The organism is Candidatus Marsarchaeota archaeon, from assembly GCA_023473665.1.
Taxonomy (GTDB): domain Archaea; phylum Micrarchaeota; class Micrarchaeia; order Micrarchaeales; family Micrarchaeaceae; genus JAMCYM01.
The window spans coordinates 171,821-188,130 of the sequence record JAMCYM010000002.1; the positions used below are offsets into that span (position 1 = coordinate 171,821).

Consider the following 16,310-nt stretch of genomic DNA (forward strand, 5'->3'; position numbering starts at 1 on the left):
ATGAAATTAACAAACAGGCTCAGGCAGTATATAAATAATGCTAAGTTGACCGACTTCCGCCATCTGGCGAGCCTTTCGCTTACGTCAGAGAATTCATTGCGGGTTACCCTTAGCCGGCTGGCTGCCAGTGGCGAAATCTACAATCCGATAAGAGGTGTCTACATCTCAAAGGGCGCCGATATGTTCTGGGTCGCGTGCCGGCTCTATCCGGGGTATATCTCGCTTTCGACTGCGCTTTACATCCACCACTTAACCGAAGAATTCCCATTCACGATTTTTGTTGCTTCAGAAGTAAGAAAATCAGTTGAAATGGGTAACATCGAATTCGCATACTTCAAGGCCAAAGATTACCTTGGTGTCGAGAAGGGCGCGTATGATGTCGCCTCTGTAGAAAAAACAGTCTGCGATTCCCTGCGGCATGGCGCATTAGTGAATTTTCAAACACTCGCAAAGGCACTTTATTTCGCCGATATTAAAGCAGACGTGGTACTCGATCTGTCAGAGAACGAGGATTCTGCATTCTTCCAGAGGCTTGGGTACTTGCTCTCCATACTCCCAAGGTTAGACAAAGAGAAAAGAAAATTGCTCATGGAGTGCAAGAAAAGGGTGAAGGCGAATGCCTATTTGTGCGGAAGAAGCAAAGGAGTTTATATACCAAAATGGAAAATAATCGATAATATAGGAAAAGAGGTGCTTTTGTCATGGTGGCTGCAATAAGCTTCAAAATCGACGAGCTACGAGAGTACGCTGTTGCGGCAGGGCTCAGCCTTAATTTTGTCGTTAAGGAAGCCTTCATGTTTGAGTTGATGGACTTAATGGCAGGAGCAGGATTTGTCCTGAAAGGCGGTACTGCGATAAACAAGGGGTTCCTGCAGGGCCATCAGCGATTCTCCGAGGATTTGGACTATGATACCGATCATACAGCAGAGCAAGTGCGACGGATTATAGCTTCACTCGGTTGGGATATAAAAAAGGAGTTTTACACGAAAAGTTCGATAGGCTTTATGATGCACTACCGTTATGAAGGCATAAACGACGTTGTAAGAATTGATGTGTCGTTCGGCATAAAGGGTGCCGCAGAAAGAATTAGACTGGCATCTGACTTCGTCCCAGCATCAAAAATAGTAGAAACCTACGTCTTCAAGGAGCTTAATCGGCAGAAAGAGGCAGCCTTTGAGGCGAGGCTAGAGTGGAAGGACCTTTACGATCTCTACTGGCTGCATTCGCTCTACCCATCGAAGTTTAGCATAACTGACAGAAGCGGTTTTGTGCGCGCGCTTTCTACAATCAAGGTTCCTAAAACGGCAAACGCTTACATACCGGTACAAAAAAGGCCGAACTGGAATGCAGTCATAGAAGAGCTGAAATTTGCTGCCAGCAGGTAACTGCCCGCAAAATCCTGTTTATCAGATGCAGCGTAAAACTCCCGCAATTTATAGGGGAGCAGTATCGCTAATTTTTTCCGCCGTGCCTATTGCAAAGATGCGGGGTGCTGCCTCTCTGGTGATAAGCACTGTATCGTTTTCTGCCACGCTTATGCCCTTCTCAAGCCTCAATGTGATTGTGTTGCTATTGGCTTCCTCTACGGTTGCGTTCGAGTAAGCGAAGCCCGCAGCTATGGAATACGTCTTGCCCACGGCTATGCTCTCATTAGCTATGCTGCTGGTCCTGATCCTAAGCCCGAGCCTCTTTGTCTGGATTGTCTGCGTGCTGGAAAGTATGTCTCCCTTCTCCAGCTCATTCTCGTCTATGCCCTTCAGGGCAAGCCCCACTCTTGTCCCTTTCTCTGCAGCGGGTATGTCCTCATCTTGGCTTTGTATAGATCTCACTGCCACCATCTTGCCCGAGCCGTGGTACAAGGTGTCGTGCACTCTTACAGTGCCACTTGTAACTATGCCTAGCGCGACTGTGCCGACGCCTTTCACGTTGAAGGCCTTGTCGATGTCGATTCTTGCTGCGCTCGTAGGACTATTGTCAGGCTGATAAGCGAGCAATGCATCAAGTATCGAGTCCCTGCTTACCACCGTGGCTTCTAGGCTGAGGCCTTCGAGTAGGCTGCTTATATCATTGTCATCGGTGAGCAGCACCCGCTTATGCAGCAGCGAGCACGCAACGAGCACCTCCCCAAGCAGCTTGTCTACCGAAGCCGTGCTCACTACCACCTGACCTGCGAGCAGGAGCGACTCGGGCAGGGCGTAGAATTTCTCCTCGATTGAAGTCGGCATGAGCGCCACTACCGTGTCATTGCCGATTTTCCGGTTGTAGAAAGTTATGCTGTTTTCTGAGCCCCGCTTGCCTATGTGCTCCGCAAGCGCGCTGTCGAACGGCACAGCAACTATTGTGTTCATGAATAACTACCTCAAGTTTTCAGGGCTCATCTAGATATGCCTGTGCATCAGTCCAGGCGCTTTATTATATGGTAGCCGAACTGCGTCTTGACTATGCCTGACACCCGGCCCTTCTCCAAGGCGAATGCGGCATTCTCGAACTCCTTCACCATAACGCCCCTTCCGAAAGAGCCCAGGTCGCCGCCGCGCTTCCTGCTGCCGTCCATCGAGTACTGCTCAGCGAGCTTCGCGAAGCTCTCGCCCTTGTTCAGCTTATCGAGCACCTCCTGCGCCGTCGAGAATTTCTCTACAAGTATGTGTGCACACCTTATCCTGTCTGCCATGCATTCACCACCGCTCCAATTGTAAGCTAATCTATAAAGCGTTGCCCTGCGCTATGAAAATACGTAAAATTCTGCTGACGAAAGGCATATATACCTTTAAAGCGTTCAAAGAAGTTACTGGGGCAAGACATCCTGTCTATGCCCTATGACACAAAAGCACAGGTGCTGCATTGGCGAAATATGTGCTGGTTTCGGACTCGAGCCTCGAGGCTAACTACAGAAAAGTGCCGCTGCTCGAATTTCTGCCGAGCGCACCGTCTGATTCTGTGCCGAGTCCAATTTACCACTTCTTGAAAGGGCCTTCGTATCCGCCTCTCCCCAACGGAGAGGCGAGCGTCGCGCCATACTCGGTCAGGAAGATCGAGGCCGCTCTCCTCACGCGCAACAGGCGAGAGGACGTGGTTGTGGCGCATCATGACCACATCGCGGATTTCATAAAGGACGATACGGAGATAATAGCAGTTTCAACCATGGACCCGCTCGGCCTCGGACCGCTCACCATGTCGTATTACATGCTCATGGGCGACAAGAGTGGCGCCTGGGTCAAGCGCGAATGGCTCACCCTCATAGCACAACTCAATGCGCTCAGGAAGAGCAAGAAGGCGAAGCTGCTTGTCGGGGGGCCTGGGGTATGGGAGTTCACCATCATGCCAGAAGAACTCGACCATGAGGGCATAGACTATGCATTCCAGGGGGAGGCCGATGACGTCGTCTGCGACCTCTTCGAGCAGCTTGCCACCGGCTCTATAGACCATGCCAAATTTTACGAGGGCTATGCGACTGTGGACGACAACTTCCACAGGACATATGTCGACCACAGCAAGTTCATCTCAAGGAGCCGCTCCATCGGCACGTCTTCGCCGCTAGAGAAGGTGCCGCTCATAGTGAGGCCCGCGGTAAAGGGCATGGTCGAGATAATGCGCGGGTGCGGTATAGGGTGCGACTTCTGTGAGGTCACGCTGAGGCCGCTGCGCTACTATTCAACAGAGAGCATAGTTAAGGAGATACAGGTCAATGTCAACCAGGGCCATTTCGACAACGCATGGCTGCATACTGATGAAATATTCGGTTTCAGGCACACGCGTCCAACATTCGAGCCGAACGAGGAGGCGCTCACCGAGCTGTTCACGAGCGTGATGTCCGTGCCAGGGATCAGGAGGGCTAATCCTACGCACGGCCGCATATCGCCGGCAACAGCATACCCTGAGCTGATAAAGAAGCTGGGCGAAATAATGCATGGCGGCCCGAACAATTGGATAGGCGTGCAGGTCGGAGTGGAAACGGGCAGCGACAGCCTGGCGAAGAGGCACATGCCCAACAAGACGCTGCCGCTGCACGTTGGTCCTGACGGTAGCTGGGCAAGGATAGTTCTCGAAGGCACAGCGAACATGACGAAGTACTGGTGGCGCCCCGCCATAACGGTGCAGACTGGCCAGCGCGATGAGACCGATGACGACAACTGGGATACCGTATCGCTCATAAACCGGATGAGCGGCTCTCACGTGGATGGGCGGCCGTTGGAATTCACGGTCACGCCCATGCAGAACGTGCCGCTAGGGCTTATAAAGAGTGGCGGCTTCTCGATGAATATGCTGACCGAAGCGCAGCTCGCTGTGTACTACGCGAGCTACAGGCACCTATACAAGATGGCAGTGAGGGACGCAAGGAAGACAGGTGTCGGCAACCCGCTCGTCAGGCTCGGGATCGCAAGCATACTGCCATTCGGCGGATGGGCGCTTATGAAGTTCATAGAGCGCCTGGTCAAGAAGAAGGGTCTAGACATAGAAAAGGTAAAGCGCTACGGGATGGACGGCATACCCAGCAAGGCCGAGGCCAAGGAAATACTTGCGAAGGCCTGATGACACGCTGCTTAGAGGCTCCGCGATTCCTGGCCCTGCCCCCAATGCCTGTTGTGCCCCCTGCTCCTGTTGAAGCCCTGGTGCCCGCCGTATCTTTGCCTGCCTCTGTCGAAGCCTCCAGAAGGCCTGCGCTCGCGCCCGCTGTAGAAACCTGGCCTAGCGTGCCTTATCACCGGTATGTGCTCATACGCCTTGGTGTCGAGGAATATCTTCTCTAGCTTTATGTTTGCGTCGTATTCTATCTCCTTCACAAGGCCCAGCTGGTCCCTTGACACTATGGTGAAGGCCCTCCCGTTCTTGCCCATCCTTGCCGATCTGCCCACCCTGTGCACGTACACGTAGGGGCTGTCTGGTACGTCGAAGTTTATGACATCGGTTATGTCCTTTATGTCGAGGCCCCTCGATGCCACGTTCGTAGCTATGAGGAACCTGCCGCTCTGCTTGAACCTGCTGAGGGCATGCTCCCTGCTTGCCTGCGTCAGGCCTCCGTGCATGAGCACGGCGTCGAAGCCCTGCTTTCTCAGAAAGTCGTGCACCAAGTCGGCCTCGCGCTGCGTCTGAAGGAATATTATCGCCTTTGCTGGCTTGTACGACTCTATGTAAGCTAGCAGCATGTGGAACTTCATCACGCCGTACGCCACGCTGTACATATGCTTTATCGTCTTCACCGTTATATCCTCTTCTTCCCCGACAGATATGTAACGCGCATCGTGCATGTGCCTCTTTGATATATCTATTATCTTGTTGGGCATGGTGGCAGAGCAGAGCATCGACTGCTTGGCGTCAGGCGTGCGCGCCAGTATGTACTCAACGTCGTCTATGAACCCCATGTCCAGCATTATGTCCGCCTCGTCGAGCACAAGGAACTTGACTGCGTCGAAGTTCAATGCCCCCCTGTCCATAAGGTCGATCACGCGTCCCGGCGTGCCTACGACTATATCAGCGCCCCTATCGAGCCTTTCCATCTGTACGTTTATCGATGCGCCTCCGTAAACCGTCACTACGTTCAGCGAGCGCCCCGCCATCTTTACCGCGGTCTCGGCTGTCTGCAGCGCCAGCTCCCTGGTTGGCGCAAGTATTAGCACATGTGCCTTGCCGCGCTCTGGCGTACCTGTAAGGTTCTGCAGTATCGGCAGCAGGAACGCGAGGGTTTTGCCAGTGCCCGTCTTGGCGCGTACTATCACATCCTTGCCGCTCAGCAATGGCGGTATGGCTTCCCTCTGCACGTCTGTCGGTTCAGTTATGTTAAGGCGCTTCAGCGCATCCGCTAGTTCTTGCTTTACTCCAAGCTCTTCGAAATTCAAGTGAACACCATTCTGCAAGGATTAGCTGTGACTTAATCTTGCTGGTCTGAAGTACTAAGGCACGTCACATATATAAGCGTTGTTGTATGCCTGTCGCAGTGCAAGCAAGGCCTGCAGCATTTATCTACTGCGTATTACCCTTACACTTGTCATCAAAATGGCACATGGAGTTATTTGAATGTACAAAGTCTGGGATTACGGGAAAGATAAGAGATTATCAGGTCTATATCACCGGATCACGATACAAGCCTCCGAGCGCAGTCGAAGTGCAATCTTATTTGCTTGAGTTATTTAGGTGGTACAAAAGAGAAAAGAACTCATTGAATCCAATCGAACTAGCGGCTCTTCTCCATGTAAGGTTTGAGGCTATTCATCCGTTTGGCGATGGGAACGGCAGAATTGGAAGGCTAATTATGAATTTTGTGTTGCACAGTAATGGCTACCCTATGCTAAACATACCATATTCTAGTCGGCGGAGTTATTATAACGCGTTAGAAAGAGCAGAGATAAAAAAAATGACTCTATTTTCGTATTGTGGTTCTTCAGAAAATATCTAAAAGAATACAAAATGTATTTGAGCCAACGTGATAAGTAGCCAATCGCGCCTCGTGCGATTGCATCATCTATTTTGTATGGCAGCATAATTATTGCGTATCTTTCCTGCTCTGTTTTTCATACACCACAGTTGCGGCATCGATCACTAGCCTTGAGTATTTCGCAATACCTGCAGCATCGAAACCGTGGAAGTCGCCCTTCAGCTTGAAACCGGAAGCCTGCTGGTGGCCATTGCCACCCAACGCACGGGAAAGCACCGAAGAGTCGATACCGGCATCGCTCCTGACGTGCGCAACGCCGTCCTTTGTCGTGACGTACACCATTATGTCTGAACCAGTCAGCTCCTTTATCAGAGCGCACGCTTTGTTGCTTTGCAGATTTTCTGAGAAAGCAATGCCTATCGTGTGCCTGCCGATTTTGTACTGATGTACGCTGCGCCTTATGCCATCGATGTTCTCCGACTCTGACTTCTTGTATTCTGCGTAAAGCCCATCGATCGTGGACCCGGTTATCTTTCCTTCAGCAACCACCTCTACGAGCTCGCGCCGCATCGCATTCGTCTTTTTGTCGTCGAAATCGAGGAGCGCTATTATCTCGGATATGTGCGTCAGCGCTTCGTCGGTTGCCCGGTCGTCAGCTTTGAGGTTGAAATCTGTGATATGCGCCAGCTCGGCAATCACCCTGCATGTCTCGTCGCCATTGCATAGATTTTCGTGCACCAGTTCAGCCCCGCACTTTGGATTCTCGCCGCATATAAGTAGGTCTGTGTAGCTCTTGATGGCCTCAACCACCTGGCTGAGCCATGGGTGATGGTCAATCCAAATGACTGTGTTGTCGCGCGACCTCAAGCTATCCAGAAGGCCCGGCAGGTTAGGCAGGTAGTCGGCCGACGTGTTAAGGTCAGTTATTATCACAGTGCCATTGCTAAAGCCGTCAAGCTTCCTCATCACAGAGGAAAACTCGTTCCAGTTCGGATTGGTGAATACCATGTAAGCGATGCGCTTGTCGTACCTGCGCAGGAGCTCAGCTGCGCATGCTATGCCATCGAAGTCGCGCCTGTGGCTTACCACTGCAATACGTCCGTTAACTAGCCGTTCGGCATCAGCCATCGCACCACAATGCAATTGCCGCGCTACAGTTTAAAGACGTTTGTATGCACGTCAAATCCCGCCTGCAGAAGGGATAAATATGTTTGATTTCAAGCCTTACTGCGGTGCTGCGGGATGGACAGGGAAGAGATCCTGAAGAAGATATCAGATGCGAGCCACAGCGCGCCCGAGCTGAAGCGCTCCACCATAGTGTACCAGCACATGCACGATCCTGCGCTGCTGCGCTACTACTACAAGGTTAAGACGCTGCCACTTGTGGAGCGCCTAGACCTGTCCGGGTCTTCGCCGACCGATATATTCGTGGGCAGGTTCGGCTATCCGAAGGTGTTCATAGGTCCTATGGTGCCTCCGGAGTTCGGCGACACCAGCATACTCAGCACCCCTGAGCGCTGGCGCTACAAGTCTATAGATGAAATAGTGGACATGCGCTACAGGCTCGTAAGGGGGATGTATGAGACTAATGTTCATAGCATTGAGAAGGGCAGGATCGAGGAGCAGGTCAGGGATCTCGCGCTGGCAGAGCGCCCTGCCGATTCTGAAATAGAGTTCGCGAAGAAGCCGTTCGTCAAGGTTGAGTTTCGCGATGAGGTGCAGCCCTTCGGCCCAAGCGCGCAGCTCAAGAGCTTCGAAGTCCACAACGTGCATGCCGACAGGAAAATGGAAAGCAGGTACTCCGACACCGATGCCACTGCCACCACTGCGATACTGGAGCTCTACGAGCGCGGAGTGCCCGTGTCGCAGATACAGAAAGGCCTTTCTGCCGGCCTCTTCGGCGTGCAGAAGAATCGGCGCTTCGTGCCTACCAGGTGGAGCATTACCGCGGTAGACGACACGCTCGGCAAGAATAAGCGCGAACACATCAAGGAATACGACAGCGTCGACGCCATATACGCTTTCTACCATGTCTCACTTGACAACCGCTGGCTCATATTCTTCATGCCGGGCAACTGGCAATACGAGTCAATAGAAGCCTGGTGGCCAAAGACTGTGTGGAACGCCAACGGGATTGACATCTCGATATACGGCTCCTACGAGGGCTATAAGGGCAGGAGTGCCTATGCAGAGATTGGCGGCTGTTACTACGCAGCAAGGCTCGCAGTGACCGAGCGCCTGGAGCTGATGAAAAGGCAGGCAATGGTGCTCATATTGCGCGAGGTCCACGACGGCTACATAATGCCTGTCGGCGTATGGAACGTGAGGGAGCACGTGCGCGAGACCCTCGAGATCGAGCCTGCTGTGATGCACACGCGCGAGGAGATGTTCGCTTACATACGTTCCAAGCTTTCCATACCAGTGAAGAGCTGGATAGCGAACAGCGTGCTCCTGGACAAGATAACAAGGCAGAGGAGCATGAATGAGTATATAGCTGCAGGTAGCCAAGCGCCTTAAGGATGCTGCTAAGGTTTTTATATCTATCATCACTTGTATATAACAATATAGTTATATTGGCGTGATGATAAATGAAGGAGCTCTCGGTGTACAAGATAAGAGATATGGTGCTGAGCTCTGGCAGAAGCGTATTCTCACCTCAGCAGCTTTCCAACCTTATAAACAGACCAAAACCAGTCTCGACTGTTTATATGAGTAGGCTGGTTGCAAAGGGCCTCGCCTCAAAGGTGCTTCGCGGCAGGATAGCATTTGGCAATGACGATTTTGTGATTGCAACGCAGCTTGTCGAGCCCTCCTACATCTCGTTCGATTCTGCACTTCTTTTCCACGGCATCATAAAACAGGTACCTCGCAATGTCGAATGCGCAACAAGCAGGAACTCCATTACCTACAAGGAGCTTGGCATAGAATACCACAAGATACCGGAGCGACTGTTCTTCGGCTATGAGCGTCACAGGCGGGGAACTAGCTATGCCTTCGTCGCAACCGCAGAGAAGGCACTGGTTGATGGCTTATATCTGAACAGATACGACGAGACGCGTTTTGAGGAGCTGGCTGATGGACTGAACTTCGCGGGCATTGCGCGCATGCTGAAAAGATTTACTGGTAAGGGTTCGGTAAGGATGAAACGGGCGATCAAATCATTGGCATAGACGAGCTCACGGAATTGGCGCACCTCAATAACATGAGGCCATGGCAGCAGGAGAAGCACTATGTGCAGGCGCTTACACTAAATGCGCTCTCGGAACTACCACTGGCGTTTAAGGGTGACACATACCTCTGGTTCTTTCATGGTCTTAGGCGGTTCTCGGAAGACCTAGACTTCACGGCCACTGGCGCGCTAAATGAGAGCATTCCTGAGTCGACATCCCGGTCCCTCTCTTTTTTTGGCGTAGAAAACGATATAAAAATGGTTTCAGGAGACAATAAAACGCTTTCGTTTAGGATAGCGGCGCGCGGCCCTCTGAACACCGGGCCAAATGACCTGTGCTTCGTATACGTCGAAATAAGCAGGCGCGAAGCGCTCATCGAAAAGGGCATTCCATTAAAGCTTGACTACCCTGCCTACCAGTTGCCTGTAAGGCGCCTTATCGGAATGAGCCTGGACGAAGTTGCTGCAGAGAAGGTGCGTGCCATCCTATCAAGGAATAAGGCCCGCGATATCTACGATCTTCACTACCTTGTGAAGGAAAAGGGAGTACGGTTCAGCAAGCATATGGTCGATTCAAAGTTGAAATACTACAAGAAGAGTTTTTCCAGTGCATTGTTCTTGGGGGCTGTCGAGGCCAAGCGCCAGGCATATACGAAGGAACTTAAGGGCATAGTTTTTGATGAGTTGCCTAATTTTGATGCTGTAAAGGAGGCATTGGAGAACTGGACTGCCAAGTGATGCAACGTGTAAACCTATCAAGCGATATGAAGGGTATCGCGGCTTTTGGTCAATCCAAGCTGTCTGGTGTCAGCTCATCGATCTCCCTGCCGAGTTTTAGTGAGATGATTGGTTTTGCCTTTACCATCCGTGCTGCAATTGTCCGTCCTTTCTCATCAAGGACTTCGAAAACGTATGGCCTGTCTTCAATGAGCTGAAGGCGGAACTGGTTCAGCCTGTTGGCGGCGCCGAGCTCGAATGTTCCTACCGTTTCGTCGATAAATCTTACGACCAGTGTGCTCGGCTGATGCCTGAGGGTCTCGCATTCTGGCCGCTTTTCGATTAATATGTCTGCGGCTACGCTCTGGGGGACCGCTATGCCTATCGAGGCCATGTAATCATTTATGCTGTTGCCAGCGACGGGCCTTTTTTCCCCGTAGAACCCGGTCCTTATGAATATCGTGTCTGCTGCAAGCTTGTCCTCGCCTCTCCTGACCACGAAGCTGAACGCGCCAGTCCTGGAATCAAGATGCTTCAATTTGGCTACGGCTTCATCGTCTGCCACATAACTGAACACAAGGTCGCGCGCCGCGGCAGGTGCCACGTCTGCCGTCTGTTTCAGATACAGCTTCGTCTGGCAAAGCCTTCTTATGCCTCCGTCTATGTCGGTCGCGTTGTGGGTCAGCAGCATAAGCCCTATTCCGCGTTTCCTGAAGTCCTGGAGCCTGTATTTTATGTCCTCTACTGCGGCAGAAGCCTCGTCACCAAAGACGAGCTGCGCCTCTTCTACGCATATCAGCATGCGGAGCTTGTCGTCGCCGTTTGAGTCAAGCAGCGATGCGATGGCGTACGCCTGGTTTAAGATCAACGCATAAAAATAAGCCATCGTCTTTACGCTGGCACGCGAGAGGTCGAACACCACCCCCCTGTCGAGGAGTTCCTCTATCCTTATCCCGTCCATTACCGAATACTCTGGCATGCGCAGTATCGCCGCAAGATGCTCCAGCGACGATTTTATGTTCTCTCCGTGCTTGGTATACTTCACGCCTGTGCTGGTTTTCCTGCCGTGCAGCCGTATTATCGCCTCTTGGATCTCTTCATATACCTGCGCGGGCTCAGGCGTCCTATTGCTTATGGCGTAAGCTCTGCCGAAGGCGTTCACAAGGCATTTCTCTAAAGGCCTTTTGTAAGGGCCCGCGTCTGACGCTGCCGCGAGGATCATGGCCAGGTCGCTCGTGAACCTGCCAATATCTATGCCTTCGGGGCACCTGAACGGGTTAAATGGCACAGTGCCGTCGCACAATCTTATCAGATGCATGCCATGCGCAAGCGCGAAGTCATCCCATTCATCTGTAGGGGATATCACGATTATGCGCGTATGTGCGTTGCCATGGAGCTGGTCGATGATGTGCATCGCAACGCGTGTTTTGCCAGAGCCAGGAAGGCCGCTTATTATGGTGCCGAGGTTAAGTGTCGGGCTTTCGACAAGAGCCTTCACCCCAGAATCGTGGACTGCATTGGCCATGACTGTACCGAAACCCAAGTCTCCATGCGTTTCTGAATGCGCCGTGTGCAGCACGTATCTTATCGCGTGGCTCCCATAGAAGTTCAGGAAGCGCTTCACATACCCAGAGCCAAAAGGCAGGCTACGGCGCCTAGCGGCAAACGCTATAAGCTCCTCCATGTTCGTGAATGCCCTTTTATCTGAGTCAAGGGCCAGAAACTTCGAGCCTATGTATTCAATGACGGATTGCGGCGCGTCTACTGCCGCAACAAACATCTTGTACAGCATGCCGTTCGATAGTATAGATTCGTCAACAGATTCGATGAGCTCCTTCAGCATGGTTGTTTCGTCAGAGTTGCCGAACAACTCCCTCTGAGAGGATAGGCTGCCTCTTTCCCGCGAGGAAAATGTGGCAGAGCTTTCCCTTACCGCAGTTCTGCTGAGCACGGCTTCAATGTAAGATTTTTCGTGGTTCGCTTCCTCGTGCGTTTCCGGTATGAACACCAGGCATATGGAGCCCGACCTCGCACCAAAATCGAAGATATCCTGCAGCTGCCACGAATCGTGCTCCAACATCTTCCTGTAGCAGGACAACAGCTCGACCTTGAGTTTTACGTGATTGTCATGTTCTGGCGCAGCCGAGAAGGCAAGCCCAGGCAATGAGCTCTCTATGGCGTCGATTACGATTCCCGCATCTCCTCCGACAATGTGCAATGACGTCTTCAGTTCCTCAAGATTGTATTCTAGCGCAAAACCTCTGCCCCCTATTCTTTCTAATATCGGTTCCCGTGGAAATTCTTTGTCTGGCACGGCAATATTGAGAAAACGTGGCGTGTCCTCACCCAAATAATGCCAGCCCGAACGCCACTGCCAAGTTGGCAAGCACGAGTATGCCGCGCCCGCCGCGCAAGTCTCTGCGCAGAGGGCCGAAAGCTGCTACAGCCAGCGCGGCCGCCAAGTCCGCGCCCAGCACATATGGCAACGGAACCCTTGAGCTTAAATATGGCCAAGCCAATTCGAGAATGGCCAACTCTATTATCAGCATGGCCCCGAGAACCGCCAGGCTCGAGAAGAGAAGGTTAAGCCTCCTGTTTTTTGCATAAAGAATTTTCACGTTATCCAGCATGGAGAACACCTATGTAAACGAAAAGCGACATAGCCGCGACGATATAGCCTGCAATCAGCACCTCTCGGCTGAGTTTTGCCACTTCGTTGCTTTTGACTGCGGCCATGGCTGCCGTAGCGCCGGCTATGAAGATCGAGCTTACCGCAATGCCTGCCCTGGCAATGAAATATGCGCCTAGCAGCATACTACCACCTCAATCGCGCCGCTTGCAATGCCAAATTCGAGAAGTGCGCGCTGCCGATCGTATCTCCATGCCTCGTCAAGGAGCAGTCGCTTAGCCTTTGCAGAGGGCACGGCCACTAGCGCTCCTTTTCTGTGCATAGCTCCGCAAAGCGCCTTGGAAGTCATGCGGTTGTAAGGCACCATATTATTATTGGCTAAAAGCCCTGATACCGATGCACCGAGTGAAGCATTGCCCTCGTGCATTGCCTTGTCGTACATGCACCTTGCGGCCTCGGCTTCGTATGGGAAGTCTTGCTTCCACAGCAGTGCGCCTCTATAATGCAGCCTGCCGCTATCTGAGAGCTTTGTGAGCGCCAGCATAAGCTCGTCCTTGAACAGCATGTTACCGGTATCGAGCTTGAACCTGCTCTCCAGTGCACCGAGCACATCGTCTATCCTCAAAGGGATACCCTTCGCGGCAAGATGCGTTGCGCTCCATGCCATGCGCTCGTCGAGCACAGCAATTAGCGCGCTTTCTTCGATGCGCTTGGTCGAATTGTGCTGCGCATGCATGACGATCCGCAGGCCGCCCATCATCGCGTCAAAGCCAGCTGCTCCGACAATCAGGAAATATGCGCCTGCCCCAAGCGCAATGTAGCCTGCGCTGCTGTGTAGGCCGAACATCAGCACCACGGCAAGCACGGTTGAGGCCAGGCCTATCGCAATGTTGTCATAGCAATCAAGCACGCTTTACACCATTCTCCCTGTTCCTTATCCTTTCTGCGAGCTCGCCGCTCAGCCCGAGCTCTACAAGCGCGTCGTCGAGGCTGCCTGAATAAGAGCTCTTTACGACGCGGTCGAAGAACTCTGCATAAGCGCCCAAATCGAGGAGTGCAGACTCATTTCTTGCACGCAGCTCCAGAATTGCATGAGCGAGCGCTGCGTTGGAGCTGCTCAACGCGCTGATCCTATTGGCGAGCGTGTCTGCATCTGCCCCCGCCAAATGCACTTTGTCTGCTGCATGCTGCATCTGGTGCAGCATGTCAATCACCACCTCATATGCGGAATCGAACCTCACTTCATAGGCTCCTTTTGCATATGCCAGAAGCGACAGCAGCATGGCAAGGCTTCCGGCTCTCTGTGATAAGCTCGGGGAATCGAAGTAGTATAAGACCGATGCGCTGCCCCTCGCGAACTCGAGGAGCGTGCCAGGGCTGCCTGTTACCGCATACTTGAGCACGCTCCCGCTGGAGACGCGCTGCAGCGAACCTATGCCCTCAAGCCGGTTCGCAAGCTCGCTCATGCCGACATTCAGCTTTGCGCCTATCGTTATCGCGGCCCAGAGCTGTTTCGTTCTCTTGCTATCTGTCGTTTGCACCACTCTCTATCAATGCGGACGCCGAGGCCTCGCATGCCAAGGCTATGCTCATGTCATCGACGCCTGTCTCGCGCAGGAACCAGACAATCTCCGCCCTGCTGAAGCCGGCCTTTGCCATCGTGCCTGTCAGCTCCACGAGATGCAGGGTGCCCCTGCTGCTGCTTATGGCTTCGCGCAGCCTCGCCTTGGCCGCAGCGCCAGCATCAAGCATTTTCAATAGGCCGTCAAGCCTCTGGTTCGATATGCCTATGCTCATGTTATCGCCTATTATCGAATACTCGCGGAGCTCGAAGCCGTCTACCCTATCGACTGTGAACTCTTCGGCGTGGCCGCCCATCGTCGCCATCGACATTATGCAGCTCCCTACACCAAGGCGCTCCAGTGCCTCGGTCCCGCTATTCAGCCCGGCTGCGCCTAGCTCAGCTGCGCTGCCGGAGCCGGTAAGCCTGAATACGAATCGGCATGCAGCATTTGCAAGTATCGATGCGTCCATATCGCCAGTAAGCTGCGTCGCGATCGCTACTGCGAAGCCGTATTTTCTGCCCTCCCTAAAGAGCTGCGAAAGCTCGCCGACGCGACCTGCAAGCTTCCATGCCTCGTCGATGACTACCATTATGTCAGTCTTCCTGCCGAGTGCTGTGCCCACCATGGCCCTCACCAGCTCATGCAACGCCTGCGCCGCGGCCGCCCTGCGTTCCGGCTCGCCTTTTATCCCTGCAAGGCAGACGTTCACCACGGCATGCCTGCAGTTCCTGGTCACCAAGCTGCGGAGCATTGCCTGCAATGGGCTTTTCCCTGTGGTTTGCACGCCGTCCGCTATCACTTTGCCCCCGAGCGCTTCGGTAAGCTCGGCGTACTCGCCGTTCCAGTCGATGAGCAGCACGGCATTGCGCTGCACAAGCGCGAATCTTGCAATAAGGCTCTTAAGCAAGTATGTCTTGCCGGTGCCGGTAGCGCCCACAATTGCGATGTGCGGGTTAACAAGCTCATCGAGGGAGAGGAAGACGGGCAGGCGATATATCCTTGTTCTACCTATGTACAGCTGCGTGCCGTAGCTTGCAGCATCTGGCACGGGCTCGGACATCGACGGCATAGTGAACAGCCCTGCGACCCTGGCAGTCGAAGTAATGCCGCCGTTCATGAATCCACCACAGCATCAAACCTGAGCAGCCTGATCAGCTCATTGCCTGTCACCACGCTGCATTCCACTCCCAACGCGCCGAGCTCAGCGGCCAATGCCCTTATCTGGGCCCTGGCAGAGTCTTCGGCAGCGCGCTTGGTCGGCATCGCTGCGCTTGTCGCAACATATGCGCTGAGCCTGAGCGGCAGGCCTGCGCCTATTGCCTCGAGCTCATGCTCTATCATGGATATCTCGTTCTTCAGCCTTCGCGTCTTGACGAGCCCCATGCCCGAGTTCCGCTCAGTGACCTTAGAAAGCTCTATCTCGCGCATGCGCCTCCGCGTCTCCATCTTTTCCACAAATCCCTTCGGGTCGAACTTCTCCACCTGCACAACGAACCTGAATGGCGCTCCTGTGCGCGCCACTATCGCCTCAAGCCTTTCGCGGCCCAGCTCCGCCTCAGGCGCTCCGATTACTTTTGCTGCGCCCGTCGCGCTATAGCCGCTATCTATGATTGCCGTGGCGGACTCCCTGTCGCCGGAAAGCTCGAACTCGCCCAGCAGCTGTATCATGTTGGTGCGCTTTATGACAAGGCTTTCGATGACAGGCCAAAGCTTGAGCACGAGCAGCGATGCCATCGCAGCGATCGATGCGCATGCGATGAGCGCTATGTCAAGCGTAATGGCCCCGAGAGCCAGTGCCGCGATGGTTCCTCCGACAAGAACGTATTCGACTATGCTGCTGTAGCTGTCTTTCATGCTGCG

17 protein-coding genes are annotated in these 16,310 nt (G+C 53.3%); 6 read left to right on the forward strand and 11 right to left on the reverse strand.

Annotated elements, in window-relative coordinates; translation table 11 throughout:
• Positions 1–717, forward strand: coding sequence for a hypothetical protein (locus M1158_01605; protein ID MCL5099797.1), 717 nt, complete (start codon positions 1–3; stop codon positions 715–717).
• On the forward strand, positions 702–1,385 hold the full coding sequence (locus M1158_01610) for a nucleotidyl transferase AbiEii/AbiGii toxin family protein (GenBank protein ID MCL5099798.1): 684 nt from the start codon (positions 702–704) through the stop codon (positions 1,383–1,385). The genes M1158_01605 and M1158_01610 overlap by 16 nt, the downstream gene beginning before the upstream one ends.
• A 48-nt stretch (positions 1,386–1,433) precedes the next feature.
• Here M1158_01610 and M1158_01615 read toward each other — a convergent pair whose 3' ends face one another.
• Positions 1,434–2,348, reverse strand: a complete 915-nt coding sequence (locus M1158_01615; GenBank protein MCL5099799.1) for an EF-Tu/IF-2/RF-3 family GTPase — start codon at positions 2,346–2,348, stop codon at positions 1,434–1,436.
• Between the two features lie 47 nt (positions 2,349–2,395).
• Positions 2,396–2,671: a peptidyl-prolyl cis-trans isomerase gene (locus M1158_01620; GenBank protein MCL5099800.1), complete on the reverse strand. Its 276-nt coding sequence runs from the start codon at positions 2,669–2,671 to the stop codon at positions 2,396–2,398.
• Positions 2,672–2,841: 170 nt separating this feature from the next.
• Between M1158_01620 and M1158_01625 the strand changes: the two genes are divergently transcribed.
• The gene (locus tag M1158_01625; protein ID MCL5099801.1) at positions 2,842–4,530 is read left to right on the forward strand and encodes a B12-binding domain-containing radical SAM protein; all 1,689 of its coding nucleotides are present in this window, start codon (positions 2,842–2,844) and stop codon (positions 4,528–4,530) included.
• A gap of 11 nt (positions 4,531–4,541) precedes the next feature.
• Here the strand turns inward: M1158_01625 and M1158_01630 are convergent, their stop codons facing one another.
• The gene (locus M1158_01630; protein ID MCL5099802.1) at positions 4,542–5,834 is read right to left on the reverse strand and encodes a DEAD/DEAH box helicase; all 1,293 of its coding nucleotides are present in this window, start codon (positions 5,832–5,834) and stop codon (positions 4,542–4,544) included.
• Positions 5,835–6,478: 644 nt separating this feature from the next.
• Complete coding sequence (locus M1158_01635) at positions 6,479–7,498, reverse strand: hypothetical protein (GenBank protein MCL5099803.1); 1,020 nt, start codon at positions 7,496–7,498, stop codon at positions 6,479–6,481.
• A 114-nt stretch (positions 7,499–7,612) separates the two neighbouring features.
• Between M1158_01635 and M1158_01640 the strand changes: the two genes are divergently transcribed.
• The 3 genes from M1158_01640 to M1158_01650 all read left to right on the forward strand — a co-directional run bounded on the left by M1158_01640 (position 7,613) and on the right by M1158_01650 (position 10,277).
• A complete protein-coding gene (locus tag M1158_01640) occupies positions 7,613–8,887 on the forward strand; it encodes a hypothetical protein (protein ID MCL5099804.1) in 1,275 nt (424 codons plus the stop codon).
• 71 nt (positions 8,888–8,958) lie between these two features.
• Positions 8,959–9,540: a hypothetical protein gene (locus M1158_01645; GenBank protein MCL5099805.1), complete on the forward strand. Its 582-nt coding sequence runs from the start codon at positions 8,959–8,961 to the stop codon at positions 9,538–9,540.
• 32 nt (positions 9,541–9,572) lie between these two features.
• Entirely contained in the window at positions 9,573–10,277 is a 705-nt protein-coding gene (locus M1158_01650) for a nucleotidyl transferase AbiEii/AbiGii toxin family protein (protein ID MCL5099806.1), read from the forward strand.
• Positions 10,278–10,326: 49 nt separating this feature from the next.
• Here M1158_01650 and M1158_01655 read toward each other — a convergent pair whose 3' ends face one another.
• From M1158_01655 to M1158_01685, 7 genes are read right to left on the reverse strand one after another with little or no spacing between them, the layout of a single operon-like run.
• A complete protein-coding gene (locus M1158_01655) occupies positions 10,327–12,570 on the reverse strand; it encodes a hypothetical protein (protein ID MCL5099807.1) in 2,244 nt (747 codons plus the stop codon).
• Between the two features lie 28 nt (positions 12,571–12,598).
• Positions 12,599–12,886, reverse strand: a complete 288-nt coding sequence (locus tag M1158_01660; protein MCL5099808.1) for a hypothetical protein — start codon at positions 12,884–12,886, stop codon at positions 12,599–12,601.
• Complete coding sequence (locus M1158_01665; protein MCL5099809.1) at positions 12,876–13,070, reverse strand: hypothetical protein; 195 nt, start codon at positions 13,068–13,070, stop codon at positions 12,876–12,878. Before M1158_01665 ends, M1158_01660 begins: the two co-directional genes overlap by 11 nt.
• Positions 13,061–13,795 (reverse strand): hypothetical protein, encoded by a 735-nt coding sequence (locus M1158_01670; GenBank protein ID MCL5099810.1) that lies wholly within the window; start codon positions 13,793–13,795, stop codon positions 13,061–13,063. The genes M1158_01665 and M1158_01670 overlap by 10 nt, the downstream gene beginning before the upstream one ends.
• Entirely contained in the window at positions 13,788–14,426 is a 639-nt protein-coding gene (locus M1158_01675; GenBank protein MCL5099811.1) for a hypothetical protein, read from the reverse strand. Before M1158_01675 ends, M1158_01670 begins: the two co-directional genes overlap by 8 nt.
• Positions 14,410–15,567 (reverse strand): DUF87 domain-containing protein, encoded by a 1,158-nt coding sequence (locus M1158_01680; GenBank protein MCL5099812.1) that lies wholly within the window; start codon positions 15,565–15,567, stop codon positions 14,410–14,412. The genes M1158_01675 and M1158_01680 overlap by 17 nt, the downstream gene beginning before the upstream one ends.
• Positions 15,564–16,304 (reverse strand): hypothetical protein, encoded by a 741-nt coding sequence (locus M1158_01685; GenBank protein MCL5099813.1) that lies wholly within the window; start codon positions 16,302–16,304, stop codon positions 15,564–15,566. The genes M1158_01680 and M1158_01685 overlap by 4 nt, the downstream gene beginning before the upstream one ends.
• Positions 16,305–16,310 lie beyond the last annotated feature (6 nt).